The organism is Kitasatospora sp. NPDC094028 (assembly GCF_049543595.1).
Classification (GTDB): Bacteria; Actinomycetota; Actinomycetes; order Streptomycetales; family Streptomycetaceae; genus Kitasatospora.
The window spans coordinates 1-24,121 of record NZ_JBMVFA010000049.1; the positions used below are offsets into that span (position 1 = coordinate 1).

At 75.8% G+C, this 24,121-nt stretch carries 20 protein-coding genes, 3 tRNA genes and 2 pseudogenes; 9 read left to right on the forward strand and 16 right to left on the reverse strand.

Features of this window, described 5'->3' with window-relative positions; genetic code table 11:
- Window positions 1-83, forward strand: a pseudogene (locus tag ACPC54_RS38975) (transposase); the annotation flags it as partial.
- A 7-nt stretch (window positions 84-90) separates the two neighbouring features.
- Here the strand turns inward: ACPC54_RS38975 and ACPC54_RS38980 are convergent.
- From ACPC54_RS38980 to ACPC54_RS38995, 4 genes are all read right to left on the reverse strand, one after another.
- Complete coding sequence (locus ACPC54_RS38980) at window positions 91-720, reverse strand: DJ-1/PfpI family protein (RefSeq protein WP_498971938.1); 630 nt, start codon at window positions 718-720, stop codon at window positions 91-93.
- Window positions 720-1,691, reverse strand: a complete 972-nt coding sequence (locus ACPC54_RS38985) for a GlxA family transcriptional regulator (RefSeq protein ID WP_498971940.1) — start codon at window positions 1,689-1,691, stop codon at window positions 720-722. The genes ACPC54_RS38980 and ACPC54_RS38985 overlap by 1 nt, the downstream gene beginning before the upstream one ends.
- A 131-nt stretch (window positions 1,692-1,822) precedes the next feature.
- A tRNA-Lys gene (locus ACPC54_RS38990) sits at window positions 1,823-1,896 on the reverse strand.
- A gap of 73 nt (window positions 1,897-1,969) precedes the next feature.
- Window positions 1,970-2,878, reverse strand: coding sequence for an NADP-dependent oxidoreductase (locus ACPC54_RS38995; RefSeq protein ID WP_498971942.1), 909 nt, complete (start codon window positions 2,876-2,878; stop codon window positions 1,970-1,972).
- 180 nt (window positions 2,879-3,058) lie between these two features.
- Between ACPC54_RS38995 and ACPC54_RS39000 the strand changes: the two genes are divergently transcribed.
- The gene (locus ACPC54_RS39000) at window positions 3,059-4,642 is read left to right on the forward strand and encodes a Na+/H+ antiporter (RefSeq protein WP_498971944.1); all 1,584 of its coding nucleotides are present in this window, start codon (window positions 3,059-3,061) and stop codon (window positions 4,640-4,642) included.
- A gap of 176 nt (window positions 4,643-4,818) precedes the next feature.
- Window positions 4,819-6,480, forward strand: coding sequence for a glucose-6-phosphate isomerase (pgi, locus tag ACPC54_RS39005; protein WP_498971946.1), 1,662 nt, complete (start codon window positions 4,819-4,821; stop codon window positions 6,478-6,480).
- Between the two features lie 124 nt (window positions 6,481-6,604).
- Here pgi and ACPC54_RS39010 read toward each other — a convergent pair.
- The 3 genes from ACPC54_RS39010 to ACPC54_RS39020 form a co-directional block, all read right to left on the reverse strand.
- Window positions 6,605-6,678: transfer RNA gene (locus ACPC54_RS39010), tRNA-Lys, on the reverse strand.
- An 84-nt stretch (window positions 6,679-6,762) separates the two neighbouring features.
- Window positions 6,763-7,320, reverse strand: a complete 558-nt coding sequence (locus ACPC54_RS39015) for a bifunctional DNA primase/polymerase (RefSeq protein ID WP_498971948.1) — start codon at window positions 7,318-7,320, stop codon at window positions 6,763-6,765.
- A gap of 106 nt (window positions 7,321-7,426) precedes the next feature.
- Window positions 7,427-7,783 carry a DUF8844 domain-containing protein gene (locus ACPC54_RS39020; RefSeq protein ID WP_498971950.1) on the reverse strand — a complete coding sequence of 119 codons (357 nt, stop codon included), beginning with the start codon at window positions 7,781-7,783 and terminating at the stop codon, window positions 7,427-7,429.
- Between the two features lie 278 nt (window positions 7,784-8,061).
- Here ACPC54_RS39020 and ACPC54_RS39025 point away from each other — a divergent pair, with 278 nt between their 5' ends.
- On the forward strand, window positions 8,062-8,364 hold the full coding sequence (locus ACPC54_RS39025) for a hypothetical protein (RefSeq protein WP_498971951.1): 303 nt from the start codon (window positions 8,062-8,064) through the stop codon (window positions 8,362-8,364).
- Between the two features lie 31 nt (window positions 8,365-8,395).
- Here the strand turns inward: ACPC54_RS39025 and ACPC54_RS39030 are convergent, their stop codons facing one another.
- The 3 genes from ACPC54_RS39030 to ACPC54_RS39040 are packed head-to-tail and all read right to left on the reverse strand — an operon-like array spanning window position 8,396 to window position 12,683.
- Entirely contained in the window at window positions 8,396-9,757 is a 1,362-nt protein-coding gene (locus tag ACPC54_RS39030; RefSeq protein ID WP_498971953.1) for an AAA family ATPase, read from the reverse strand.
- Window positions 9,757-11,385 carry a hypothetical protein gene (locus tag ACPC54_RS39035; RefSeq protein WP_498971955.1) on the reverse strand — a complete coding sequence of 543 codons (1,629 nt, stop codon included), beginning with the start codon at window positions 11,383-11,385 and terminating at the stop codon, window positions 9,757-9,759. The genes ACPC54_RS39030 and ACPC54_RS39035 overlap by 1 nt, the downstream gene beginning before the upstream one ends.
- A complete protein-coding gene (locus tag ACPC54_RS39040) occupies window positions 11,382-12,683 on the reverse strand; it encodes a hypothetical protein (protein ID WP_498971957.1) in 1,302 nt (433 codons plus the stop codon). The genes ACPC54_RS39035 and ACPC54_RS39040 overlap by 4 nt, the downstream gene beginning before the upstream one ends.
- Window positions 12,684-12,977: 294 nt before the next feature.
- On the opposite strand from ACPC54_RS39040, the gene ACPC54_RS39045 reads away from it, so the two are divergent.
- Window positions 12,978-13,634, forward strand: coding sequence for a histidine phosphatase family protein (locus tag ACPC54_RS39045; RefSeq protein ID WP_498971959.1), 657 nt, complete (start codon window positions 12,978-12,980; stop codon window positions 13,632-13,634).
- A 28-nt stretch (window positions 13,635-13,662) separates the two neighbouring features.
- On the opposite strand, the gene ACPC54_RS39050 is transcribed toward ACPC54_RS39045, so the two are convergent.
- Window positions 13,663-15,285: an NsdA family TPR-like regulatory protein gene (locus ACPC54_RS39050; protein WP_498971961.1), complete on the reverse strand. Its 1,623-nt coding sequence runs from the start codon at window positions 15,283-15,285 to the stop codon at window positions 13,663-13,665.
- Window positions 15,286-15,553: 268 nt separating this feature from the next.
- On the opposite strand from ACPC54_RS39050, the gene ACPC54_RS39055 reads away from it, so the two are divergent.
- The 3 genes from ACPC54_RS39055 to ACPC54_RS39065 all read left to right on the forward strand — a co-directional run bounded on the left by ACPC54_RS39055 (window position 15,554) and on the right by ACPC54_RS39065 (window position 17,808).
- Complete coding sequence (locus ACPC54_RS39055) at window positions 15,554-16,066, forward strand: hypothetical protein (protein ID WP_498971963.1); 513 nt, start codon at window positions 15,554-15,556, stop codon at window positions 16,064-16,066.
- Window positions 16,067-16,267: 201 nt separating this feature from the next.
- The gene (locus ACPC54_RS39060) at window positions 16,268-17,236 is read left to right on the forward strand and encodes a spermidine synthase (protein WP_498972002.1); all 969 of its coding nucleotides are present in this window, start codon (window positions 16,268-16,270) and stop codon (window positions 17,234-17,236) included.
- 110 nt (window positions 17,237-17,346) lie between these two features.
- A complete protein-coding gene (locus ACPC54_RS39065) occupies window positions 17,347-17,808 on the forward strand; it encodes a GNAT family N-acetyltransferase (RefSeq protein WP_498971965.1) in 462 nt (153 codons plus the stop codon).
- Between the two features lie 30 nt (window positions 17,809-17,838).
- On the opposite strand, the gene ACPC54_RS39070 is transcribed toward ACPC54_RS39065, so the two are convergent.
- The 5 genes and pseudogenes from ACPC54_RS39070 to ACPC54_RS39090 all read right to left on the reverse strand — a co-directional run.
- A complete protein-coding gene (locus ACPC54_RS39070) occupies window positions 17,839-18,810 on the reverse strand; it encodes a hypothetical protein (protein ID WP_498971967.1) in 972 nt (323 codons plus the stop codon).
- Between the two features lie 146 nt (window positions 18,811-18,956).
- Window positions 18,957-19,403 carry a DUF4442 domain-containing protein gene (locus ACPC54_RS39075; protein WP_498971969.1) on the reverse strand — a complete coding sequence of 149 codons (447 nt, stop codon included), beginning with the start codon at window positions 19,401-19,403 and terminating at the stop codon, window positions 18,957-18,959.
- Between the two features lie 145 nt (window positions 19,404-19,548).
- A tRNA-His gene (locus ACPC54_RS39080) sits at window positions 19,549-19,624 on the reverse strand.
- A 183-nt stretch (window positions 19,625-19,807) separates the two neighbouring features.
- Window positions 19,808-20,410, reverse strand: a complete 603-nt coding sequence (gene orn, locus ACPC54_RS39085; RefSeq protein WP_498971971.1) for an oligoribonuclease — start codon at window positions 20,408-20,410, stop codon at window positions 19,808-19,810.
- A gap of 883 nt (window positions 20,411-21,293) precedes the next feature.
- Window positions 21,294-22,314, reverse strand: a pseudogene (locus ACPC54_RS39090) (helix-turn-helix domain-containing protein); the annotation flags it as partial.
- Between the two features lie 989 nt (window positions 22,315-23,303).
- Here ACPC54_RS39090 and ACPC54_RS39095 point away from each other — a divergent pair.
- Window positions 23,304-24,119: a GNAT family N-acetyltransferase gene (locus tag ACPC54_RS39095; protein ID WP_498971973.1), complete on the forward strand. Its 816-nt coding sequence runs from the start codon at window positions 23,304-23,306 to the stop codon at window positions 24,117-24,119.
- Window positions 24,120-24,121: the final 2 nt, after the last annotated feature.

Genomic DNA, 24,121 nt, shown 5'->3' on the forward strand with positions numbered 1-24,121 from the left:
TCCGCCGCTACATCATCTGGCGGAACAAGCACGCCGCCGACGAACGACTACGCGAAGTCGTCACCAGGGCGAACGTTGCCTGATGCGGCACTAGCCCTGCAGCAGCAGGTTCGCCGCCGCCACCACCTCGGGCGACGCCGTGGCGAGCGAGCCCGCGCGGTACGGCGGCTGCGGGTCGTACTCGATCAGCAGCTGGATCGCCTGCGCGGTCGCGTCCCCGGCGAGCCGGCCGGTCAGCGTCAGCGCGAGGTCGATCCCGGCCGAGACCCCGGCGGCGGTGGCGTACTTGCCGTCGACGACCACCCGCTCCGCCCCGGTCGGCTCCGCCCCGAACCGGGTCAGCTCCTCCAGACAGCACCAGTGCGAGGTGGCCCGGCGGCCCTTGAGCAGCCCGGCGGCGCCCAGCAGCAGCGAGCCGGAGCAGACCGAGGTGGTCCAGGTGGTGGTCGCGTCCACCCGGCGCACCCAGTCCAGCAGCGCCTCGTCCGCCAGCTGCGCGTGCGTGCCGGGCCCGCCGGGCACCAGCAGCAGGTCGGCCGAGTCGACCTCGTCCAGGGCGGCGTCCGCGGTGAGCGCCAGGCTGGTCATGTCGTTGCGGACCGGCCCGCGCTCGGCGGCGGTGAACACCACCTCGGCGCCCGGGATCCGGGACAGCACCTCGTACGGGCCGACCGCGTCCAGGGTGGTGAACTCGGGGTAGAGCAGAACGGCGATGCGCATCATCGACCTCCATCGGGAACGGAACGGAAGCGGCGTCGGTACTCGGCGGGCGGGGCGGCCAGGGCCCGGACGAAGGCGCGCCGCATCGCCTCCGGGGTGCCGTAGCCGCAGGAGCGCGCGATCTCCTCGATGCCGTCGTCGGTGTCCTCCAGCAGCCGCCGGGCGCCCTCCAGCCGGACCCCGTCCACGTACCGGCCCGGGGTGACCCCCACCTCGGCGGCGAAGGCCCGGGCGAAGTGCCGCGGCGACAGGGCCGCGCGGGCGGCCAGCGCCTCGACCGACAGGTCGGCCTCCGGATGCTCGGCGATCCACCGCTGCACCTCGCGCAGCGGCTGCCGGGCCGCCACCTGGGCGGCCAGCTGGGTGCTGAACTGGGCCTGGTTGCCCGGCCGGCGCAGGAAGACCACCAGGTGGCGGGCGATCAGCAGCGCGACGTCCCGGCCGAGGTCCTCCTCGACCAGGGCCAGCGCCAGGTCGATCCCGGCGGTGACCCCGGCCGAGGTGGCGACGTGCCCGTCCCGGACGTGGATCGGATCCGGGTCGACGGCCACGTCCGGGAACCGCCGGGCCAGCTCCTCGCAGTACGCCCAGTGCGTGGTCGCCCGGCGCCCGGCGAGCAGCCCGGCCTCGGCGAGCAGGAAGGCGCCGGTGCACACCGACACCACCCGCTCGGCCCGCCCGGCCAGCTCCCGGATCCGCGCCACCAGGCCGTCGTCCGGGTCCTCGGGGCGCACCCCGCCCGGAACCAGCAGGGTGTGCACCGGCCCGACCCCGGCCAGGTCCGCGTCCGGCAGCAGCCGCAGCCCGCTGCAGCTGCGCACCGGCGCGCCGCCCGGGGAGGCCGTGGTCACCCGGTACGCGCCCGGCCGCCGGGCGGCCGCGCCCGCCCCCGCGAACACCTCCACGGGGCCGGTGACGTCCAGGCTCTGCATGCCGTCGTAGAGGACGACGACCACGCTGCGCGCTCTCATGCGGCCAGCCTGTCAGCGGGCCGTGGCGGCAGCAATGACCTGATTCCCACCTTTTCTGCCACCGGCGGCCCGTGGGTGCGCGAAAACGCCGGAAGGCCCTTCGCTCTCGCGAAGGGCCTTCCGGCTGTCTGTGCGCCGCCAGGGACTCGAACCCCGGACCCGCTGATTAAGAGTCAGCTGCTCTAACCAACTGAGCTAGCGGCGCCTGCTGACGTGGAGAACATTACCTGGTCAGCAGCCGGAACACACAATCGGTCCGGAGCCCGCCCCGGGCCGCCTCAGAAGGTCAGCACCACCTTGCCCCGGACGTGCCCGGCGCCCACCAGCCGGTGCGCCTCGGCGGCCCGCTCCATCGGCAGCGCCTCCGCGATCTCCAGCCGCAGCCCGCCGGATTCCCACAGCCGCACCAGCTCGGTGAGCCGCCCGGCGGTGCGGTCGGTCCGCACCTTCAGCAGCCCGAGCCGCTCGGCGCCCTCGAAGTCGACGGCGGTGCCGATCCGGCCCCGGTCCGCGACCAGCTCGACGGAGGCCTCCAGGGCGCCGCGCCCGGCCGCGTCGAAGGCCACGTCCACCCCCTGCGGCGCCACCGCCCGGACCCGCTCGACCAGCCCCTCCCCGTACGTCACCGGGATCACGCCCAGCCCGCGCAGGTAGTCGTGGTTGCGCGCGCTCGCGGTGCCGATCACCGTGGCGCCCCAGGCCCCGGCGAGCTGGACGGCGACGGTGCCGACCCCGCCGGCGGCGGCGTGCACCAGCACGGTGTCCCCGCGGCCGACGCCGAGCAGCCGCAGCGCCGTGTGCGCGGTCTGGCCGGAGGCGGAGAGCGCGCCGGCGTGCTCCCAGGGCATTCCGGCGGGCTTGGCGACCAGCTGCCCGGCGTCCACGACGACCAGCTCGGCCTGCCCGTTCAGGGTCCGGAAGCCGATCACCTCGTCGCCGACCCGCCACCGCGCAACGCCCGGGCCGAGGGCGTCCACCACCCCGGCGAACTCGTTGCCGAGGACGGCCGGCAGGGCGAGCGTCGCCCCGGGCGGGCTGTACCCCGCCCGGACGGCGAGGTCCACCGGCTGCACCCCGGCGGCGTGCACCCGCACCCGCACCTCGCCCGGCCCGGGCTGCGGGTCGGGCAGTTCGGCGATCCGCAGGACCTCCGGTCCGCCGAACTCCGGGACGGTGACGGCCTTCATGACGGGCTCCCCTCGACGCCGGCCGCTCCCCGACCGTTCGAATGCCTTCGACGCCACCGATCCTCGGAGCTGAAGTCCGCTTGAGGTCAAGCGGACGTTCAGCGTGTCGGCACTGATGGGCGCATTGTCAGATTTATCCTGGGCGGCGCTCAGCCGTCCGTCGTCGAGAGGAACCTCCCCGTGGGCCAGCTGCCCCTGTTCTTCCTGGTGCTGCTCGCCTCCGTGGTCACCATGCCGCTCGGCCGCCGTACGGGCGTGCCGCAACCCGTCCTGATGACCCTGCTCGGCATCGTCATGGCCCTCGTGCCGCAGATCCCGGACGTCAGCGTCGAGCCCGAGCTGATCCTGCCGATGGTCCTGCCGCCGCTGATCTTCGCCGTCGCCCGGCGCTCCTCGGTGCGTTACTTCAAGGCCAATGCCCGCTCGATCCTGCTGCTCGCCGTCGCCCTGGTGGTGGTCACCACGATCGCGGTGGCCGCCACCGTGCACTGGCTGCTGCCCGCCCTGCCGCTCGCCGCCGCGATCGCGGTCGGCGCGCTGGTGTCCCCGCCCGACCCGGTGGCCGCCGTCGCGGTGGCCAGCAGCGTCGGGCTGCCCCGGCGCCTGGTGGCGATCCTGGAGAGCGAGGGCCTGTTCAACGACGTCACCGCGATCGTCGTCTACTCGCTGGCCATCGAGGCCATGGTCAGCGGCGACTTCTCGGTCGGCAACGCGGTGCTGCGCTTCGTGCTGTCCGCCGTGCTCGCCGTGGTCGTCGGCATCGTGCTCGGCTGGGTGAACGCCAAGGTCGCCGAACGCCTGGACGACCCGACCCAGCAGGTCGCGCTCAACCTGCTGGTGCCCTTCGCCGCCTACACCATCGCCGAGGAGATCCACGGCTCCGGCGTGCTCGCCGTCGTGGTCTGCGCGCTCTACCTGGCCGAGCGGGCCTCCGACGCCGACGCCGTCGCCTACCGGCTGGTCGGCAACGCGTTCTGGGAGGTCGTCGAGATCCTGATCACCGGCGTCGCCTTCGGCCTGATCGGCCTGGAGCTGGCCACCGTGCTCAAGGAGGCCGGCAACGGCTGGACCGGCTTCCTCGGCGACGCGGCCGTGGTCATCGCGGTGGTCGTCGTGGTCCGGCTGCTGTGGCTGCTGCCGGCCGGCTGGCTCTCCAAGAAGCTGCGCAGCGGCGACGACGAGGACACCCCGTTCAGCTGGAAGGAGAGCGTGGTCCTCTGGTGGTCCGGCATGCGCGGCGTGGCCACCGTCGCGCTGGCCCTCGCCATCCCGCTCACCCTGCACTCCGGCGAGGACTTCCCCGAGCGCGGCCGGCTGGTCTTCATCGCCTTCAGCGTGGTGCTGTTCACCCTGCTCGTCCAGGGACTCACCCTGCCCTGGCTGGCCAAGCGGCTCCGGCTGGACATCGACCAGGACGCGCACGAGCAGGCCGTCCGCCGGTTGTGGTGGCGGGCCGCCAAGGCCGGGCTCACCCGGCTCGGCGAACTGGAGGAGCAGGACCGGCTGCCCGGCGAGGTCGCCGATCGGCTGCGCGACCGCCAGCACGACCGGCTGGCCCGGCTCTGCCCGGAGAACTACGCCGAGGAGGAGGCCGTCGAGGCCAAGCTGCGCCTCGCCCAGTGGCGGGCCGCCCGGGACGTCGAGCAGGAGATGATCGCCGCCTCCCGGCGCGAGATGCTCGTCGCCCGCAGCGAGACCGGCGCCGACCCGGAGCTGGTCGACCAGGTGCTGCGCGGTCTGGACCTGCGCTCCGAGCGGAAGTGACGGGCGGTCCGCCGGCGCCGAGGAATGTGCGCGACCGGGTCTGAGGTTGCATAGGCTGAACCCGGGCAGGCCGTCAACGGAGTCGGCGCACCACCCAGCACCCGCACGACCTCGCGACATACCCTCACCGCCTGGCCCTGCCGGTTTCTGCACCCAGATGAATCGAGGACCCACCGATGTCGGAGACCCGCGCCGACGCCCGCACCCCGCTCGACCGCACCCCGCAGTGGGCCGCCCTGGCCAAGCACCGCGACGAACTGGGCGACACCCACCTGCGCGAGCTCTTCGCCGCCGACCCGGAGCGCGGCCGCCGCCTCACCCTGCAGGTCGGCGACCTGTACGTGGACTACGCCAAGCAGCTCGTCACCGACGAGACGCTGGAGCTGCTGCGCGAGCTGGCCGCCGCCACCGGTGTCGCCGCGCTGCGCGACGCCATGTTCCGCGGCGAGAAGATCAACAACACCGAGCACCGGGCCGTCCTGCACACCGCGCTGCGCGCCCCGCGCGACGCCGTGATCGAGGTCGACGGCGAGAACGTGGTGCCCGCCGTGCACGCCGTCCTGGACAAGATGGCGGCCTTCGCCGACCGGGTCCGCGGCGGCGAGTGGACGGGCCACACCGGCAAGCGGATCCGCACCGTCGTCAACATCGGCATCGGCGGCTCCGACCTCGGCCCCGCGATGGCCTACGAGGTGCTGCGCTCGTACGCGCGGCGCGACCTGGACGTCCGCTTCGTCTCCAACGTGGACGGCGCCGACCTGCACGAGGCCGTCCGCGACCTCGACCCGGCCGAGACGCTGTTCGTCGTCGCCTCGAAGACCTTCACCACCATCGAGACCATCACCAACGCGGTCTCCGCCCGCTCCTGGCTGCTGGCCGGCCTCGGCGCCGGCACCGAGGCGGTGGCCAAGCACTTCGTCGCGCTGTCCACCAACGCCCAGGGCGTGCAGGACTTCGGCATCGACACCGCCAACATGTTCGAGTTCTGGGACTGGGTCGGCGGCCGCTACTCCTACGACTCGGCGATCGGCCTCTCGCTGATGATCGCCATCGGCCCGGACGCCTTCCGCGAGATGCTGGACGGCTTCCACCTGGTCGACGAGCACTTCCGCACCGCCCCGCCGGAGCAGAACGTCCCGCTGCTGCTCGGCCTGCTGGGCGTCTGGTACGGCGCGTTCTTCGACGCCCAGGCGCACGCGGTGCTGCCGTACTCGCACTACCTGTCCAAGTTCACCGCCTACCTGCAGCAGCTGGACATGGAGTCCAACGGCAAGTCGGTGACCCGCGACGGCACCCCGGTCGACTGGCAGACCGGCCTGGTGGTCTGGGGCACCCCCGGCACCAACGGCCAGCACGCCTACTACCAGCTGCTGCACCAGGGCACCAAGGTGATCCCGGCCGACTTCATCGGCTTCGCCCGGCCGGTCGCCGACCTGCCCCGGGAGCTGGCCGCCCAGCACGACCTGCTGCTGGCCAACTTCTTCGCCCAGACCCAGGCGCTGGCCTTCGGCAAGACCCCGGAGGAGGTCGCCGCCGAGGGCGTGCCGGCCGAGCTCGTCCCGCACAAGACCTTCCGGGGCAACCACCCGACCACCACCATCCTGGCCGCCGAGCTGACCCCCTCGGTGCTCGGCCAGCTGGTCGCGCTGTACGAGCACAAGGTGTTCGTCCAGGGCGCGGTCTGGAACATCGACTCCTTCGACCAGTGGGGCGTCGAGCTGGGCAAGGTGCTCGCCAAGCGGATCGAGCCGGTGCTGCTCTCCGGCGAGGGCGGCGAGCAGCTGGACGGCTCCACCGCCGCGCTGGTCGCCCGCTACCGCGCGCTGCGCGGCCGCTGAGCCCCGGCCGGGTCGTCCGCTCCGGCGGGCGGCCCGGCTGCCTCGTCGGTGGCCCGGCCGCCTCGCGGGTGCGCGAAAACGCCGGAAGGCCCTTCGCTCTCGCGAAGGGCCTTCCGGCTGTCTGTGCGCCGCCAGGGACTCGAACCCCGGACCCGCTGATTAAGAGTCAGCTGCTCTAACCAACTGAGCTAGCGGCGCCTGCTGACAGAGAAGACTCTAGCAGCGCCGTGCGGCCGGGCCAAAATCGAATATCGGTCGCCCGCCGTTCACCCGCCGGTCAACTCATCCGATGGTCAGTGCGGCCGGGTCGGCGAGGGGCGGGGCGTCCGCCTCGCGCGCCGCCCGGACGCAGGCCCACAGCACCACCGAGGCGCCGGGCAGCCAGGGCTCGCGCTCCTCCGGGGCCACGATCCACCGCCCGGCGCCCTGCCCGGGGGACGCGGGGCCGTGCACCATCCGCTGGACCGGCGGCACCGTCACCGTGTCGCCCCGGCCGTGGCACAGCAGCGGCGGCACGTCCCGGGCCCACTCCTCCCAGGCCAGCAGCCGGCGCAGCCGGGGCGCCGCGCCCGGCTGGACGAACAGCAGGGTCCGGCCCCGGTAGGCCGCCACCGGGCCGCAGCCGGGGCCGGAGGTCCACAGTTCGTCCAGCACCCGGCGGCCGAACAGGCCCGGCATGCTGATCACGTCGAAGGCGCGCCCGCAGGGCAGCACCGAAGGCGCCCACGGGCGGTCCTCCCAGAGGGCGCGCATGCTGCTCGGGTACTCGCTGGCGGAGGCGAGCCAGGCCTCCCCGGCCACGGTCACGTACTCCACCGACTGGTGCGTCCAGATGTCCACGCCCAGCAGCCTGCGCGGTGCGCGGCCCCGGTGGGGCGGAAAGCACGGTTTGCCGGACAGGGCGGCGGGGCATCGCGTACCCTGCGCCACTGGCATATGCCAGGGGTCAGTCCTCGTGCCGGCGCGGCTGGAGCAGGCCCCGGCCGTACTCGATCATTTTGGCGGCGTAGTCGGGCGTCCAGTCCGCCCGCTGCGCGATCTCGGCCGCCGGCAGCGCGTCGAACCGGCGCGGGTCGGCCAGCTGCGCGGCCGCGACCGCCTGGAAGTCCGTGGCCCGCTCGGCGGCCGCCCGGAAGGCCAGCGCCAACTCGGTGGAGCGGCGCAGCAGCTCGGCCGGGTCCTCGATCGACTCCAGGTCGAAGAATCGTTCCGGCTCCGGTTCGGCGGACTGCGGTTCGAACAGCAGCTGCGCCGGACGCAGGCGCCTGGTGGGGTCGGTCGACTCTGCAGGGGAGTCGGGCATGGACGGACACCTCCGGGGTTCGGGCGGGTGGCGGGCAGGGCTGCTCCGGGCCGGGCCGCCCGGATGTGGCCGTCGTCCATTGTCTCGCGGAGGCGGCCGGTAGCGGAACGGTGCGCGTGCGGGCGCTATTCCCGGGCGGCGCGCCGGACTTCCCGCAGTGCGCCGGTCCCGAGCCCCGGGCGCCGCGCATCCGGATCGCGTGCGAACCGGTTGTTCCGGGTGTCCACGTCGTCCACCGCGCCGTCCATCGCGCCGCCCACCCCTCGGGAGACCCGCACATGCGCCTGCTCAAGGCCCTGCCCGTCCTCGCCCTGCCGCTGCCCCTCCTGCTCGCCGGCGCCCCGGCGGCCACCGCCGCCGAGACCGCGAAGGTGGTCTCCGGGCCGCCGAGCAGCCCGGGCGGCGTCTCGACCGCCACCTGCCCGGCCGGCACGCACCTCACCGGCGGCGGCTACCGGCTCCAGCCGGACGCCGCCGGCCCGGTCCGCGCCAACGGGCCGACCGCCGACGCCACCGGGTGGAGCGCCCAGGCCGAGCGCGGCTCGGTGGTCGCCTTCGCCGTGTGCGAGACCGAGGACTGACCTGCCGGGCCCGGGGGCCGGCTCCCGGGCCCTACCGCAGGTGGACCCGGTGGTCGCTCAGGTGCTGGAGCACCTGGTGGTTGGCCTCCCAGCCGTCCGGGAAGGCCACCGGGACCCCCAGCTGCACCGGCTCGGTGGCCGGGTGCTCGTCCAGCAGCTCGGCGATCCCGGCCCGGGCCACCACGATGCAGGCGTGCCGATGCCGGGAGGCGAGCACGCAGAGCCGGCCGGTCTCCAGGTGGAAGGCGGTCGCGTCCGGGCGGCCGGAGAGCGGGTGCAGCACCACGGTGACGTCGTACTCGCGGCCCTGCAGCCGGTTGGCGGTGTCCACCGTGACGGCCGGCCCGGCCGTGCCGTCCACCGGGACGCCCGCCGCGACCAGGGCGGCGCGGACGGCCGCCGCCTGGTCCCGGTGCGCGGTGCCGACCGCGATCCGGTCCGCGGTGAGCGGGCCCTCGCCCTGCTCGGAGTGGGCGGTCAGCCCGCGCTCCAGCAGCCGGCGGACGGTGGCCGCGACGGCCGCCACCGCCTGCGGGTCGGTCCGCACGGTGTGCCGGGCGGGCAGTTCCAGCAGCGCCCAGCCGTGCTCGGCGGCCCGGTCGATCACCGCGTCCAGCGCCGAGCCGTCCGGGCGGACGGCGACGGTCAGCCGGCGGTCGTCCGGGCCGGTGCCGGAGCGGAACGGCGTGTACGGGTAGAAGGCCCGCGAGATCAGCGGCGCCGCGCTGGCGGGCAGCCGCCAGGAGACCGGCAGCCGGTGCGGTTCGATCTGCGGGTTGTGCGCCAGCAGCGTGACCACCGCACTGCCGGACGGGTCGTACGACAGGCCCGCCCACTGCTCGGTGCCGACCACGGTGAACGGGTCCAGCTGGCCCGGGTCGCCGACGAACAGCGCCCGCTCGAACAGCCGGGCCACGGCCAGCAGCGCGTCCGAGCGCATCTGGTAGGCCTCGTCGACGATCGCGTGCCGCCACGGCGCCTCGGCCCGCACCCACTGCCACTTGGCCGAGGTGGAGATCACCACGTCGTGCTCGACCAGGTCGGCGAGCTTGGCGGAGGGCGTCACGTTGGCGTGCCGCAGCACCTCCGGGCCGGGCCGGGAGTCCGCCGCGTGCAGCCGGCCGATCGTCAACTCCGGTGCCTTCTCGGCGAGTCGGCCGACCAGGTCGTCCACCTGGCCGTTCGTCTGGGCGACGATCATCAGCCGCTCGCCGGCCTCGACCAGCTCGCGGGCGGCCCGCACCACCAGGGTGGACTTGCCCGCGCCGGGCGGCGAGTCCACCACCACGCCGCGCGGGGCGCCGGCCGGTGGGCGGACGGTGGCCGCCAGGATCCGGGCCACGGCGGCGTCGGCGGCCGCGCCCGGGGGCTCCCCGCTGATCGGTTCGGTCATCACTCCCACTCCTCGGAGGCGGACGGGGCGGCGGGTGCGGGCGCGGTGCCGGGCGGGCCGCCGTGCGTCCACGGGGTGTCGTCCGGCTCGGGCAGCGGCGCCGACTGGCGGACCGTCAGCTCGAACAGGGTGAAGGTGACCGACTCGCCGGGCTCGGGCAGGCTGCCCGGCTCGGGCTCCTTCTTGCGGCCCATGCCGGACAGCACCCGCAGGGTGATGGTCCCCCCGGCCGGGTCGACGGCGACGATCTCGGCCTTCTGCGCGGACGGCCCGCCCCCGGCCTCCGGGCGGGGGGACCCCCACACCCGGTGCGCCTCCCGGCCGAGATCGGCGTGCGGGCGGTCGGCGGTGCGCAGGGTGACCAGCGGGCGGGGCTTGGGGGAGCGGCCGGTGGTGTCGTAGTCCGGCACCACTTCGGTCACCACGCCCGCGAACGCCTCGCCGGCCAGCCGGTGCTCGGCCATCGCCAGCGGGTCGTCCAGGGCCTCCTGGACGTCCAGCCGGGCCTGCTCGCGCTCGCGCTGGGCGAGCTTGCGGGCGGCCGTGACGGCGTCGTCCTGCCGGGGCTGCGGCGGCTCGCCGGCCGCCAGGCGGTCCCGGTGGCCGGTGTAGGACCAGCGGTCGCCGGTCCAGCGCTCCTCCAGGTGACCGGCCGGCGGCAGGGCGCGCAGCAGGTCCAGGCCGTGCCAGACGTCCCGCCAGGTGGGCAGCAGGACGGCCGTGAGCACCTGCTCCAGCTGGTCGACCGCGGCCCGGACGGCCTTCCGGGCCCGCTCGGCGGCGGCCTCGTCGCGCTGCTCGGCGCTGTGGTGCAGCGCGGTGACGGTGGCGTCGTAGCGGGCGATCGCGGGCGCGAGCACGAACTCGTCGAAGCGCGGGTCGGTGGCCGGCCCGGCCGGCGGGTGCAGCAGCTGCCCCTGCTCGTCCCGGGTGGACTCGGCCCGCTCGGCCGCCTGCGCGCCGCTCAGCCCGGGCGGCGGGGCGTGCCAGGCGAGCAGCGCGGCCAGGTGCTGGTCCTCCAGGTGGCTCTGGCCGGTGGCCCAGTGCCGGGCGAGCAGGCCGGTCATCGGCAGCAGCAGGCTGGAACCGGGCACCTGGGCGCGGTCGGTGAGGTGGGTCAGCCAGCGGCCGAGCAGCGGCACCCGGGCCGGCGCCGGGTACGGGCCCGGCTCCGCGTCCTCGACGGTGCGGCGGAACCGGGTCGAGCGGCCGATCAGCGCGAGGTGCCGCAGGCCCGCGCCGTTCGGCACGATCAGCTGCGGCGCGTCGGCGCACAGCGCGCGGAACACCTGGGACTTCTCGCCGGTCTCCGGGTCCTTCTCGGAGCCCTCGATCTGCTCGACGTCGTCGGCGAAGGACTCCAGGTAGGGCAGCAGGTCGGCGGCCAGCTCGGCCAGGAAGTCGAAGCGCAGGGTGCGGTTGAGCGGCTGCGGCACCAGGTGCAGCCGGGGCGCGTCCCGGTCGGTGCCCAGCATGACCGCGAGCGGCGCGCCGGACTCGCCGGCGGCGGTCAGCGGGACCAGCACCATCGGGCGGTCCGACAGGTGCCGGTGCCGGACGGTGGCCAGCGGCTCGGCGTGCCCGCTGCGGACGGCCTGCAGCCGGGCGAGGGTGGTCAGCAGGCTCATGCGGTGGCTCCGGCGCCGACCGCGGCGTCGACTGTGGCGTCGACCGCGGCGTCGGCCATGGCGTCGGCCACGGTGTCGGCATCGACGGCGATATCGACGGCGCCGACCACGGCCTCGACGTCGAGGCCGAGCGCCTCCGCGCGCAGGGCGGCCGCGTAGGCCAGGCGTTCGGCGGCGTCGTCCGCGCGGTCCGCGCCGGTGGCGGCGGCCAGGGCGTCGGCCACCGTCCGGATGCTGCCCAGTTCGCCGCGCACGCCCCGGCCGAGCTGCTCGACCCGGTCGTCGCAGCGGGCCCGCGCCCGGCAGTGGAAGCCGAGTTCGCAGGTGGAGAGGCAGTCCGGGCTGTAGGCGGCGGGCATCGTCTCGACGGCGGCGGTCAGCTGCTCGGAGGTCCGGGCGGGCACGCCGTCCTGGTCGGCCGCGAGGTCGAAGTCGGTGCCCGCGGGCAGCTCGGCGAGCAGCCGGCCGATCCCGGTCATCCGGCTCAACTGGCGCCGGGTGGTGGCGAGTTCGCGCCGGACGTCGACGGCGACCGCGGTCGGGTGGTTGCCGAAGTCCTTCGGGCAGACCAGCAGCACGCTGGTGCGGGGGCTGCCCGGCAGCCGCTGCTCGGTGTAGGGGTCGGCGGCGAGCGGACGGCCGGCGGCCGCGGCGGCGGTCTGCTGGAGCGCCAGCACGTACACGGCGGCCTGACGGGCGGCGGCGCCGACCTTGGCCGGGTCCGCGCTGCCGTCCAGCACCGGGAAGGACTTGATCTCGACCACCGTGCACCGCCCGCCGTGCACCACCAGCGCGTCCGGTTCCAGGTAGGCGGCGCTGCCGGCCACGTCCAGCCGCAGCATCGGGTGGTCCAGCAGGGTCCAGGTGTCCGGCTCGGCGGCGGCCCGGGCCAGCACCTCGGCCGTCCGGTCGGCCCGGACGGCGGGGCCGGAGCGGTGCAGCAGGTCCGGCACCTCCAGCGGGGCGCCGTCGTCCGGCACGCCGAGGTGCGCGCGCAGCGGCTCCAGCAGCGCGGCGTAGCCGTCCGCCTTCAGCCGGGACTCGAAGATCACGCCGCGGGCGATCGCGAACGGGGACTGCCCGAACGGGGCGGGGCGGCCGAGCCGGGCGGCCAGTGCGGTCTTGTCCACCCCGGCCGCGTCGAGCACGGCACGGCGGTGGCAGCCGGGATTGGCGGCGAGCGCGGCGAGGGAGCGGGCGTTCAGACTGCGCTGGGGAGCCGGTCCGCGCAGCTCGGCGAGCCGCTGGGCGAGCGGCTCAGCGTGCCCGCCGAGCGGGACGTTCGTCGAGACGTTCATGGTGCGGCCCAGTGTCGCATCCGGGTCCGACAACGCGGGGCGGACCGGCCCGTTCCGGCCGGAACCGGGCAGGGCGGCTGGGCGGTTGCGGGCGGATGCGGGCGGATGCGGGCGGATGCGGGCGGATGCGGGCGGATGCGGGACGAGGCGCGGGGCGGGATGCCGGGCGGGGCCGGGACGGGGCCCGGACCTGCGGCCGCCCCGCGATCGTGCCCGCCCGCCGGGTGGGGGATCATGGAGCCCGGTGCTCAAGGGTGAGACCGACCGTTGACCGCCCCGCTGCGAGGAGCCCCCATGCCCGCCCGAATCGTGCTGGTCCGCCACGGTGAGACCGCGTGGTCGGCCACCGGCCGACACACCGGCCGCACCGACATCCCGCTCACCGAGGAGGGCCGTGCGATGGCCCGGGCGCTGGGCGCCCGGCTCGCCGAGGCCCCGTGGAACGGGCTGCCGGACGCGGTCGTCTACACCAGCCCGCTCGACCGCGCCAAGGAGACCTGCGAACTGGCCGGCTTCGGCGACCGCGCGGTCGAGCGCCCCGAACTGCTGGAGTGGGACTACGGGCAGTACGAGGGCCGCACCGGCACCGACATCCGCGCCACCGACCAGCCCGGCTGGCTGATCTGGCGCGACGGCGTGCCCGGCGGCGAGAAGCTCTCCGAGGTGGCCGCCCGGGTCGACGGCTTCCTCGCCGAACTCAACGCGGAGCACGGTGTCCCCGCGTCGGACACCACGACCATGCACTGCGCCGACCGGGACGTCGTCCTGTTCGCGCACGGCCACCTGCTGCGCATCCTGGCCGCGCGCTGGCTGGGCCTGCCGCCCGAGTTCGCCCAGCGGTTCAAGCTCGGCACGGCGGCGCTGTGCGTGCTGTCCTGGGAGTACGGCGCGCCGGCGGTCGAGGTCTGGAACGACCTCTCCCACCTGGACGGGCTGAACTCCGGCCACTGACCGGGAAGGTGGCGGCCCGGCGGGCCGCTCAGGCCGCCGCGGACCGGTCGTACCCGGCCAGGAAGCGGCGGACCTCCGGCACGGCGGCGTGCGGGCGCAGCCGCTCGGCGGTGTCCGCGAGCATGCTCCGGACGCGGGCCGAGCGGACCTCCGCGAACAGCACCACGGCGGTCCCGCCGTGGTGCGCCGCGCCCGCCAAGTCCCCCCGGCCGAGCCGGTCGTGGGCCAGCTCGGCGGTGTACAGCGCCCGGTTGCGGACGAAGTGCGACTCCTGGAGGTCGATGGCCAGCAGGGCCTGCTCGCTGGCCCGGTCCCAGTCGCCGAGCGCGGACCAGCACTGGGACTGCAGCCCGGCGATCTCGGCCTCGCCGAAGAAGGACATCCACTCCGGGTCGGCCTCCGAAGGGCCGCGGTCGAACAGGACGTACGCCCGGGTGAGCGCCCGTTCGCAGGCGGCGCGGTCCCGCAGCACGGCCCAGGCGCCGGCCTCGCGCATGGCGAGCAGGGCGAGCAGCCGGTCGGAGTCCAGCTGCCGGGCGGCGGCCTGCCCGGCCTGGGCGGCGCGCAGCGCCTCGCGCGGGCGCCCCGCGTCCCGGGCCAGGAAGGCGCTGTTGCAGAAGACGTGCGCCTCCAGCGCGGAGTCCCCGGCCATCCGGGCGGTGGCGAGCGCCTCGGCGTAGAACGAGCGGGCGTCCCCGAGCCGGTTCGAGTCGTGCGCCAACCAGCCCACCGAGATGGCGAGTTCGCCGGCCCCGGCCTGCAGCCGGCGCTCGGTTTCGAGGCCGTACTCGCCCTCGTTGAGCAGGACGTAGGCGTTGCGCAGCGACTGGCCGGCGAGCTCGTACAGGGTGTCGGCGCCGTGCGCGTCGTCGGCCAGCCGGATGTCCCGGACGGCCTGTTCGACGCCGAGCACCTCGGCGAGGCCGACCCGGCGCGGGGGCGGCACCGGCCCGGGGCGGCCGGGCACGTAGCCGGCCGGGCCGGCCTCGTACAGCGGACCGGCGTCGAACAGGGCGGCCCGGGCGGCGGCCCCGCCGCCCGGCGCGGGGGCGCCGGCGGCGGTGGGCCAGGGCGCGGCGGCGGCCGGCCGGTCGATGCCGATCACGGTGGCCAGCGCGGTGGTGCCGCCGGCCAGGAACGTACGGCGACGCACGTCGTCGTTCTCCTCGTCGAGATGGGGCGATCCGCCGGGCCCCCTGGGCCCCGCGCCGGCACCCGGCCGCGACGGCCCGTCCGGAGCGGCGGAATCCGCGTACGGCGAGGCAGCGTACGGGAGTTGAGTGGAGAGCGGTGAGCGCGGGGCGGGCAGGGGCGGGAACGGTGGACGGAGCGGAGCCGCCTCTCCGCCCGCCGGGCCGCCGTCCACCGGGCGGCGGCGGACGGCGGTCCGGGGGGCGAAGCCGAGGTCGGTGAGCGTGCGGCCCGGCCACATGTGCCGGAACACCCGCTCGTAGGCGTAGTTGGGGCAGCGGATCTCACCGGACTCGACCCGCCCGACGTACCGGGCGTCGCAGGACACGTGCTCGCCGATCTCGCGGGCGGCCCGGCGCACCGCCATGGCGAACTCGCCGGGCGAGCGGTCGCCGCGGAGGGTGCGCATCACGGTGTTGGGGGACGGTCGGTTCGGCTCGGCCGGTGGGGTGGCTGCCATGGGGGCGACAGTACTCGGAGTCACCGACCGGCCACAGCGGGTTTGCGGGAGATCTGCTGTCAATTCGGGAGGAAACGGGCGAAGTTGCGGGTAATCCGCCATGAAATGCCATGCCTTGCTGTAAGGCGCCCCGTGGCCTCGGGCACCTCCGCCGCGTTGTCCTGATACGCGGAGGCCCCGGCCGCCGCCCCCGCCGGTCCCCCACCCGCGGCGGCGGAGCTTCCGACCCGACGAGGTACCCGGACGAGGTACAGAGGAGGGGCCCGTGATGGCCACCGGACTGCCGCAGTACCGCCCCGTCGCCGCGCGCGCCCTCGCCGGCGCCGCCCCGGCCCTGCTCCCCGACCCCGCCGACGACCGGATCCCCGGCCGGGGCCCGGTCGACGGCGGCAGAGCCCCCTGCGGTGGCCCGCGCCGCAACCGCACCGCACCCCCCGAGGGCACCCTCGTCACCAGCTGCGACACCGTGACCGTCGCCCTGCGGCACGGCCTGGAGGCCGTCGACATCCTGCGGCTGCGCCGGGCCTGCGGAGCCGTCCTGCAGAGCCGCAACGGCAGTACCGTCGCCTTCCTCGTCCCGGCCGGCACCCGGGAGACCTGGCACCTGCCCGGCAGCTCCTGTTCGGCGGGCGCCCTGCTCCCCGCCGCCACCGACCCGCGCTGGGTGATCCCCCCGTCCGGCGCCGACTGCACCCCCCGCCCCACCGACGCCTGGGTGCTCCGCTCAGCCCTCTGCGAGGCCGCCTGCACGCTCACGGCGGGCGGCCTCGGGCCGTTCTAGAGCGTTCGCGCTCCTTCCGGAGCGTGTCCCGCGGATCCAGCCGGGCCCGTACGCCCCGGCCACGGGCCGGGCGTGACCTCCGGCCGGATCCACCCGGCACGCCCCTGAACCGCGCGGTCGTCCCGACCCACCCTCGTTCCGGCCTCGTTCCGGCTTCGTCCCGCCCTCCCGATCGAGAGCGTGTTCGGTTCTGCGGCGATAATGGCCGTCATGGGACGAAGCAGCCGAAGCAGCAGGACCGCCCGCGGCGGTGCGTCGGCGGCGCCGGCCATCCCGACCGGCACAGGCGGTTCGAAGGGCGCGGCCAGTGCGACCGGCGCGACCGGCCGCAGCCACACGCAGGGGCCGCTCAGCCGTCCGGTCGGCTCCGGCCTGGCCGAGCTGCGCCCCGACCGTGACCGCGCCGCCGCCTGGTCCCTGCTCATCGACGGCGCCCCGCAGTCCCTCGTCGACCTCGCCGACCCCACCCACCTCGGCTTCGCGTACCAGCGCCGGCTCGGCCACGTGATCGACCTCGTCGCCCCGCCCGGCCGCCCGCTCACCGTCCTGCACCTCGGCGGCGGCGCCCTCACCCTGGCCCGCTACGTGGCCGCCACCCGGCCGCGCTCCCGGCAGCAGGTCGCCGAGATCGACACCGAGCTCACCGAACTCGTCCGCGCCGAACTCCCGCTCGAACGCGGCTGGCAGATCAAGGTGCGCGGCGCGGACGCCCGCAGCGTGCTGGAACGCACCCCCGAAGGCGCCGTCGACCTGGTCATCACCGACGTCTTCTCCGGTGCCCGCACCCCGGCCCACTGCACCACCGTCGAGTTCACCACCCTCGCCGCCCGCGCCCTCGCCCCCGGCGGCTGGTACGCGGCCAACATCGCGGACGGCTCGGCCCTGCCCTTCGCCCGCTCCCAGATCGCCACCCTGGGCGCGGTCTTCCCCGAACTGTGCCTGATGGCCGACCCGGCCGTCCTGCGCGGCAAGCGCTTCGGCAACCTCGTCCTGGCCGCCGCCCACACCCCCCTGCCGATCGCCGAACTCACCCGCCGGGTCGCCTCCGACCCCGCCCACGCCCGCGTCGAACACGGCCGCGCCCTCACCGACTTCGCCGCCGGCGCCACCCCGGCGACCGACGCCACCGCCGCCCCGTCCCCGGCCCCGCCCCCGGGCGTCTTCCGCTGACGGCCGCGGCGGACCCGTCCGGCCGCCACCCCGGGGCTGCTCCCGAAAACCGTTTGCAGACGACCGAGTTGCGGTTCACAATGGCGCCGTCACCGATCCGAGGGGGCGTCGTGCAGATCAGACCGGCCCGGCCGGGCGAGGCCGGGCGGCTCACCGACCTCGCCCTGCGCTCCAAGGCGCACTGGGGCTACGACGAGGCGTTCATGGCCGCCTGCCGCGAGGAACTGACGGTGGACGCCGCCGCGATCGAGCGGAGCTTCGTGGAGGTGGCCGAGGAGGACGGCCGGCTGCTGGGCTTCGCCGTGCTGACCGCCGTCCCGCCGGGCGGCGCGCTGGACCTGATGTTCGTCGACCCGCCGGCGATCGGCCGGGGCGTCGGCCGGGCGCTGTTCGAGCACGTCCGCGCCCGAGCGGTGGCGCTCGGCCTGCGCCGGTTCACCATCGACTCCGATCCGAACGCCGAGCGCTTCTACCTGGCGATGGGCGCGGCCCGCGTCGGCGCCACGCCCTCCGGCTCGATACCGGGGCGGGAACTCCCGCTGCTGGTCGTGGAGCTGGCCCCGGCGGGCTGAGCCGCCGAGGCGTCGGCCACCGGCTTCCGCTCAGTGCCCGCGCGGCAGTCCGCGGTGCTTGCACATGGCGGCGCCGGTGAGCAGGAGTCCGGCGGCGATGGGGGCGAGGACGGCGGTCGCGGTGGCGGAGCCGTCCACCGCCGTCACCGTGGCGGTGTCGGCCAGGGCGAGTTCCTCGGGGGTCGCGGCCCCGAACGGCGTGCCGGTCGGGGTGGTGGCGCTCCTCGCGAGGTCCGCGCCCCCGACCGGTGCGGCCGGGGCGCCGCTCCCGTCCGTCGCCGTCGTGTCCCGGGCCGGGCGCGCGGCGGTGGCTCCGGGCGGGAGCTGGGCTTCGGCGGGACGGGCGGCGGCGCGCTGCTGGGGGACGGTGGGCAGTCCGGCGGGTTCGCCGTCGCGGGCGGCGCGCGGTTCGGCGGGCCGGGGCTGGGCGGGGATGCCGCCGAGCAGGCCGGAGGCGATCGCGAACGCGTCCGGCAGGGCCGCGCGTTCGCCGGGCAGGGGCAGTCCGCCCGCCCGGATGCGTTCCCGGAGGCCGTCGCCGGTCTGGCCGGCGGCCCCGCCCGCCGGGCTGCCACCGGTCGGGGAGCCGACCGGCCCGGGGGAGTTGGCCGCACCGTTCCCGGCAGCCGGCGCCTGCCCGGCGGACCGTCCGGCTGACTGCCCGTCGCGCACGGTCCCGTCGTGAACGGCCGGGTCGGGCCCGGCTCCGTTCCGCGCGTCCCCGCTCCGCGCGTCCCCGTTCCGTGCGTCCCCGCCCGGCGCGGTTCCGTCGTGCGGGGCCCGGCGGACGGCCGGGTGCGGTCGATCGGCGGCGGGGTCGGCGTTCACCGCGTGGGCGGCGGGGGCGCCGAAGCCCCAGAGCTGGGCGAGCAGGGCCCCGCCGGCCGCGACGGCGCGCGGGCGGGGCAGCCGCCGGCCGATCGTGTGCCGCGTACCGGCGGCCGCGCCGGTGACGCCGCGGGGGGCGGGTTCCTGGGGCTCGGTCGCGTGATTGGCTCGCACGTGAATCGAGAACGAGCCGATGGGCGGCCAGGTCACGCCCGCCGTCCCGTCCGCGGCGGCGTCCGCCGGCATTCTGCCCGGCCCGGACGGTCGGTGCGCCGGTGGCCCCGCGGGTCCCGCGTCCGGGGCCACCGGCCGTACGGCGGTCAGGAGTTGGGGCGGAGCGTCCAGGTGACCGTCATCACACCGGTGACGGCGCCGTCCGCGCGGGTGATCTCCACGGTGACCGGGAACTCGGGGCGGCCGCCGGCGTCCAGCTCGGCGACGACCTCGGCGGCCGGGCGGCCGAGCACGGCGGTGGCGGTGACCTCGCCCATGGCGAGCTTCTTGTAGGCGATCTCGGCGTTCACGGCGAGCGGCACGGCCCGGGACAGCTGGTCGCCGAAGGCGGCGAGCACGATGCAGCCGCTGGCGGACTCGGCGAGCGTGAACATCGCGCCGGCGTGCGGGCCGCCGACGTGGTTGTGGTACGCGGGCTGGTCGGGCAGCCGGAGTGCGGCGCGCTCCGGGGTGGTCTCCAGGTACTCCAGCTTGAGGGTGTGCGCCATCGGCACGGTGGCGTCGAGCATCTGGCCGATCGTAGGTGTGGTCATGGCGAAGATGTTACTAGCCGGTAGCTTCCGGCGGCAGGGGCGGACCGGAAAAGCCGGACCACCGGCCGCAGTTGAGGCCGCGCCGGGAGGGCATGCGAAAACGCCTGAGGGGCCGATCTCTTGAAGAGATCGGCCCCTCAGGCTCTGGGGTGAGTGACGGGACTCGAACCCGCGGCCACCTGGACCACAACCAGGTGCTCTACCAACTGAGCTACACCCACCATCTGTCCGGTCCGTTCCCGCTCTCGCGTTCCCGTTCCGACAGGAAGAACTCTACAGGATCCGAGAGGGTGCTCGCGCCAGGGTTTCGTTCCGGCGGACCGGGGTCCCCGTTCCCCCCGTTCCGACGAGCCGGAACGGGGGGAACGGGGGGAGCAGGGATCGCGGACGGGAGGCCCCGCGGCTCAGTCGGCCGCGGGCCGGTACTTCTCCGCGATGGCCCGCGCGGTGTCGGCGTCCGGCCCGGGCTGGGGGACGAACACCGCCTCGCGGTAGTACCGCAGTTCGTCGATGCTCTCGCGGATGTCGGCCAGTGCCCGGTGGTTCCCGCCCTTCGGCGGGCTGTTGTAGTACGCCTTCGGGTACCAGCGACGGGCCAGCTCCTTGATCGAGGAGACGTCCACGATCCGGTAGTGCAGGTGCTTCTCCAGGGCGGGCATGTCCCGCGACAGGAAGCCCCGGTCGGTGGCCACCGAGTTCCCGCACAGCGGCGTCTTCCCGGCTTCCGGCGCGTGCTCGCGCACGTACGCGAGCACGCGCTCCTCGGCCTCGGCCAGGGTCACGCCCTGCTCCAGCTCGTCCAACAGCCCGGAGGCGGTGTGCATCGTGCGCACCACCTCGGGCATGTTCGCCAGCGCCTCCGCCGGCGGGCGGATGATGACGTCCACGCCCTCGCCGAGGATGTTCAGCTCGGAGTCCGTCACCAGCACCGCGACCTCGACCAGGGCGTCCCGGTCGAGGTCGAGGCCGGTCATTTCACAGTCGATCCATACCAAGCGGTCATTCACGCACCTCACCCTACGGCGCGATCACGCGCCGCGGGCACCGGCGGAGCCGAGCGGGCATCCGGCGGGCAGGCCTCGGCCCGGTGCTCCTGGGCCCCGCCGTGCGGGCCGGGGTCGTCCGACTGGTCCCCGGCCTCGTGCGGAAGCCGGCCGTCCCGGCCCGGACGGGCCTCGCGCGCCGCCGCCCGGCCGCCCTCGGTCGCCGCGGCCCGCACGCCCGGAGCGCCCTGGAGGCCCTGGAGGCCCTGGGCGCGGACCTGCGGTGCCCGGCCCGGACGGCCCCGGAGGTCGCCCGCCCCGGCCGTCGGCTGACCGGCGGCGGTGGCCGGCATCCGGCCGGACGCCGGGCCGTGACCGCGCGCGGCCGAACCCGCGCCGGGCGCCCCCGGTTCGTCCGAGGGCCGCTCGACCGCACTGCGGTGCCCCTGGCCCTGGCCGCGCACGCCGGGCTGCGGGTGGCCGTCCTCGGCCGCCGCGTGCTCGGCGGTCCGAGACGGACGCCCGGCACCCGGTGCGGCCTGCGGCGGCACCACCGGCGGCCGCGCCGGGCCGCGCCCAGCAGGCTGCTGCCCGGCCTGCTGGTGCGGGTACGGCTGACCGGCCCGCGCGTGGAAGCCCTGGGCGGCCGGCGTCCCGGGCTGACCCGGGGCGAAGGGCGCGCCCTGGCCGTGCTGGGCCTGCTGCGGGTACGGTCCGGGCCCGACCGGCTGGCCGTGCGGGCCGACCGGCGCCGGTGCCCCGGGCCCGGCCGCGAACGGGTGCGCCGGCTGCGCGCCGGAACCGCCGTGCGCCGTCCCGCCGAAGACCGCGCCGCCCGCCGCCGCGCCGATCGGCGCTCCCACCGGGTGCGGCAGCGCGCTGGGCAGCCTCAGGTCGCCGACGTGCCCGCCGGCCGGCGCGGGCGTCGGCTGGCCGGGGCGGCGTGCCCGGTAGCTGGTCCGGTACGCGGCCGGGGAGACTCCGAGCTGGCGCCGGAAGTGCCCGCGCAGCGCCACCGGCGAGCGGAACCCGCACCGGCGCGCGACGTCGTCCACCGACAGCTCCGAGGTCTCCAGCAGCCGCTGCGCCTGGAGCACCCGCTGGGTGATCAGCCACTGCAGCGGCGCACTGCCGGTGAGCGTGCGGAACCGCCGGTCGAAGGTGCGCCGGCTCATGTAGGCCCGGGCCGCCAGGACCTCGACGTCGAACTGCTGGTTCAGGTTCTCCAGCGCCCAGGTGACCACCTCGGCCAGCGGGTCGTTGCCGATCTCCTCCGGTAAAGACTGATCGATGTACTGGGCCTGTCCTCCGCCGCCGCGGCGGCTCGGAACCACCAGTCGGCGGGCCAGCGCGTTGGCGGCCTCGGCGCCGTGGTCGGTGCGCACCACGTGCAGGCACAGGTCGATGCCGGCGGCGGTGCCCGCCGAGGTGAGCACGTCGCCGTCGTCGACGAACAGTTCGCGCGGGTCGACGTGCACCCGGGGGTAGCGTTTGGCCAGCGTCGGCGCGTACATCCAGTGGGTGGTCGCCGGGCGGCCGTCGAGCAGGCCGGCGGCGGCGAGGACGAAGGCGCCGGTACAGAGGCCGATGATCCGGGCGCCCTCGTGGTGGGCCTTGCGCAGAGCGGTGATCGCCTCGACCGGCGGGGGCTGGGAGATCGAGCGCCAGGCCGGGACGACGATCGTGCCGGCCCGGGCGAGGGCCTCCAGGCCGTACGGGGCGGAGAGCGTCAGGCCGCCGGTGGTGGCCAGCGGGCCGTCCTCGCCGGCACAGACCAGCAGGCGGTAGCGGGGCACCCCGGCGTCCTGGCGGTCCACGCCGAAGACCGAGAGCGGGATCGAGCTCTCGAAGATCGGGGCGCCGCCGAAGATCAGCACCGCCACGGTCTCCCGGCGACGTCGGCCGGACAGCTTGCGCGGGGAGACCACCGCGGCGGCCGAGGCGGGGGAGCCGTTCGCGCCGTTGCCGCCGCCGTAGCCGAGGGGGCTGTGGCCGAGCGGGGAGTGGCCCAGCGCCGCGCCGGCGGTGAGGCCGGCCAGCGAACCGCCCAGGGAGCCGGTGGCACCGGGGAGCGGGGCCGCGCCGGCGCCCGGGTAGCCGGGGTGGGAGGTGTGGCCGGGGGCGCCGAGGTGGCCGGGGCTGCCGGTGTGGTCACCGCCGTAGCCCTGGGCCGGGTTGACGGCGCCTCGGCTGACGGAATGTCCGGTGTGGCCCAGGTGGCCGCCCTGGGAGTGGCCGCTCTGGGAGTGGCCGCCCGGGGCGGGCTGCGTGCCGTACGGTGCCGGGCCGCCGTGCTCGGCCGGGGTGGGGCCGCCGGCGGAGGGGGTCGAGGCGTAGGGGGAGTGCGAGGCCGGGCCGGAACTGCCCGGGGCGCCGGAGGTGCGGGTGGTGGCGGCGATCGCGGTGGTGCCAGTGCTTCTCGCGGATCGAGCCGCGATACCGGCCACCGCCTGGCCGCTGTCCGGACCCGCGTCGCTCCTGCTCACCCTGCTCAAGGCGCTCAAGCCCCCTCGGTGGTGTGGTGTGGGTGGTGCGGCACTGCTAGCCAAGATCGAAATCTATCCGGTGGACCATTGCCGTTGTGACAAGTTCACCATCCGACGCTATGTCGACATGGCAATTTGGCGTGATGCATTCGATCACGAAGCGTGGCACCCGTCGACCTTTCTGGGAAGAGGGCGGGGGCAAGGGTGGCCGGTTGTTGCGGGGCCGCTCCTGGGGCGCCCGGCCTCCGCGCGCCCGGGCGGCGGGTCTGGGCTGCGGATATGTCCAAGCGGGAGCCACCCGCGCGAAATTGACCGAAAATCGGCGGTGCACGAGAGGGCGCACACGCCCGGACCGTGCGCCTCCCAGGCTTCATCCGGCCATGGCTGCGGCGGCGGAACCGGCACCCGGGCAGCCGGGCTACCGTCCTGCCGTGAACACAGACCGCCGGCTCGAACAGGCCAACGACAACTCGGCTTCCTTCTGGCTCGCCCAGGCCCGCACCCACGGCTGGGAGACCCGCATCCGCCCGGGCTGGACGGCAGTCCGCGGCGCCCGCACCCCGGACGACGTCCACCGTGTGGTGATCACCCGTCCGTACTCCGAACCTGGCGCGGTGGAGCGGGAGTTGACCGAGCTCGTGCGGGAGTGGTCGACCGTCGGCCTGGCCGTCGAGGACCTGTACGGCGGGCTCGACCTGCACTCCTTCGGCACCGGCCGGGTGTCGGTGATGCCGGTGATGTTCCGCGAACCCGGGCCGGTCTACGGCGGCGCGGCCGCGGGCGGCTCGGCCGCGCCGCCCGCGACCTCGCGGGCCCGCGGCGGCAGCACCCTGACGGTCGTCGAGGCGCTGGACCCCGACGCCTTCGCGCAGGTCGAGCGGATGATCGTGGACGGTTTCCCGCTGCCGGCCCGGCAGCCCTGGGTCCGGGGTGACGCGCTCCCGTGGCGACTGCTGGCCGAACCCGGCTGCCGCGGTTGGCTGGGAAGCATCGACGGCGCCCCGGTCGGCTCCTGCCTCACCTACGACGACGGCCGGCTGACCGGCGTCTACTGGGTCGCCACCCTGCCCGACCGGCGCGGTCAGGGGGTGGGCGCCGCCGTGACGCGGACCGCGCTGGCCCACGCCCACCCGGACCGCCCGGCCACCCTGGTCGCCTCCACGCTCGGCGAACCGGTCTACCGGAAGCTGGGGTTCGCCGAAGCGGCCCGCACCTGCCGGTGGTCCCTCACCGTGGCGCGCGGGTGACC

Bases quoted from the DNA above. Each gene is read 5' to 3' on its own strand.
- ACPC54_RS38980 (WP_498971938.1), bottom strand. From the start codon at position 720: ATGCGCATCGCCGTTCTGCTCTACCCCGAGTTCACCACCCTGGACGCG.
- ACPC54_RS38985 (WP_498971940.1), bottom strand. From the start codon at position 1,691: ATGAGAGCGCGCAGCGTGGTCGTCGTCCTCTACGACGGCATGCAGAGC.
- ACPC54_RS38995 (WP_498971942.1), bottom strand. From the start codon at position 2,878: ATGAAGGCCGTCACCGTCCCGGAGTTCGGCGGACCGGAGGTCCTGCGG.
- pgi (WP_498971946.1), top strand. From the start codon at position 4,819: ATGTCGGAGACCCGCGCCGACGCCCGCACCCCGCTCGACCGCACCCCG.
- ACPC54_RS39020 (WP_498971950.1), bottom strand. From the start codon at position 7,783: ATGCCCGACTCCCCTGCAGAGTCGACCGACCCCACCAGGCGCCTGCGT.
- ACPC54_RS39025 (WP_498971951.1), top strand. From the start codon at position 8,062: ATGCGCCTGCTCAAGGCCCTGCCCGTCCTCGCCCTGCCGCTGCCCCTC.
- ACPC54_RS39030 (WP_498971953.1), bottom strand. From the start codon at position 9,757: ATGACCGAACCGATCAGCGGGGAGCCCCCGGGCGCGGCCGCCGACGCC.
- ACPC54_RS39035 (WP_498971955.1), bottom strand. From the start codon at position 11,385: ATGAGCCTGCTGACCACCCTCGCCCGGCTGCAGGCCGTCCGCAGCGGG.
- ACPC54_RS39040 (WP_498971957.1), bottom strand. From the start codon at position 12,683: ATGAACGTCTCGACGAACGTCCCGCTCGGCGGGCACGCTGAGCCGCTC.
- ACPC54_RS39045 (WP_498971959.1), top strand. From the start codon at position 12,978: ATGCCCGCCCGAATCGTGCTGGTCCGCCACGGTGAGACCGCGTGGTCG.
- ACPC54_RS39050 (WP_498971961.1), bottom strand. From the start codon at position 15,285: ATGGCAGCCACCCCACCGGCCGAGCCGAACCGACCGTCCCCCAACACC.
- ACPC54_RS39055 (WP_498971963.1), top strand. From the start codon at position 15,554: ATGGCCACCGGACTGCCGCAGTACCGCCCCGTCGCCGCGCGCGCCCTC.
- ACPC54_RS39060 (WP_498972002.1), top strand. From the start codon at position 16,268: ATGGCCGTCATGGGACGAAGCAGCCGAAGCAGCAGGACCGCCCGCGGC.
- ACPC54_RS39075 (WP_498971969.1), bottom strand. From the start codon at position 19,403: ATGACCACACCTACGATCGGCCAGATGCTCGACGCCACCGTGCCGATG.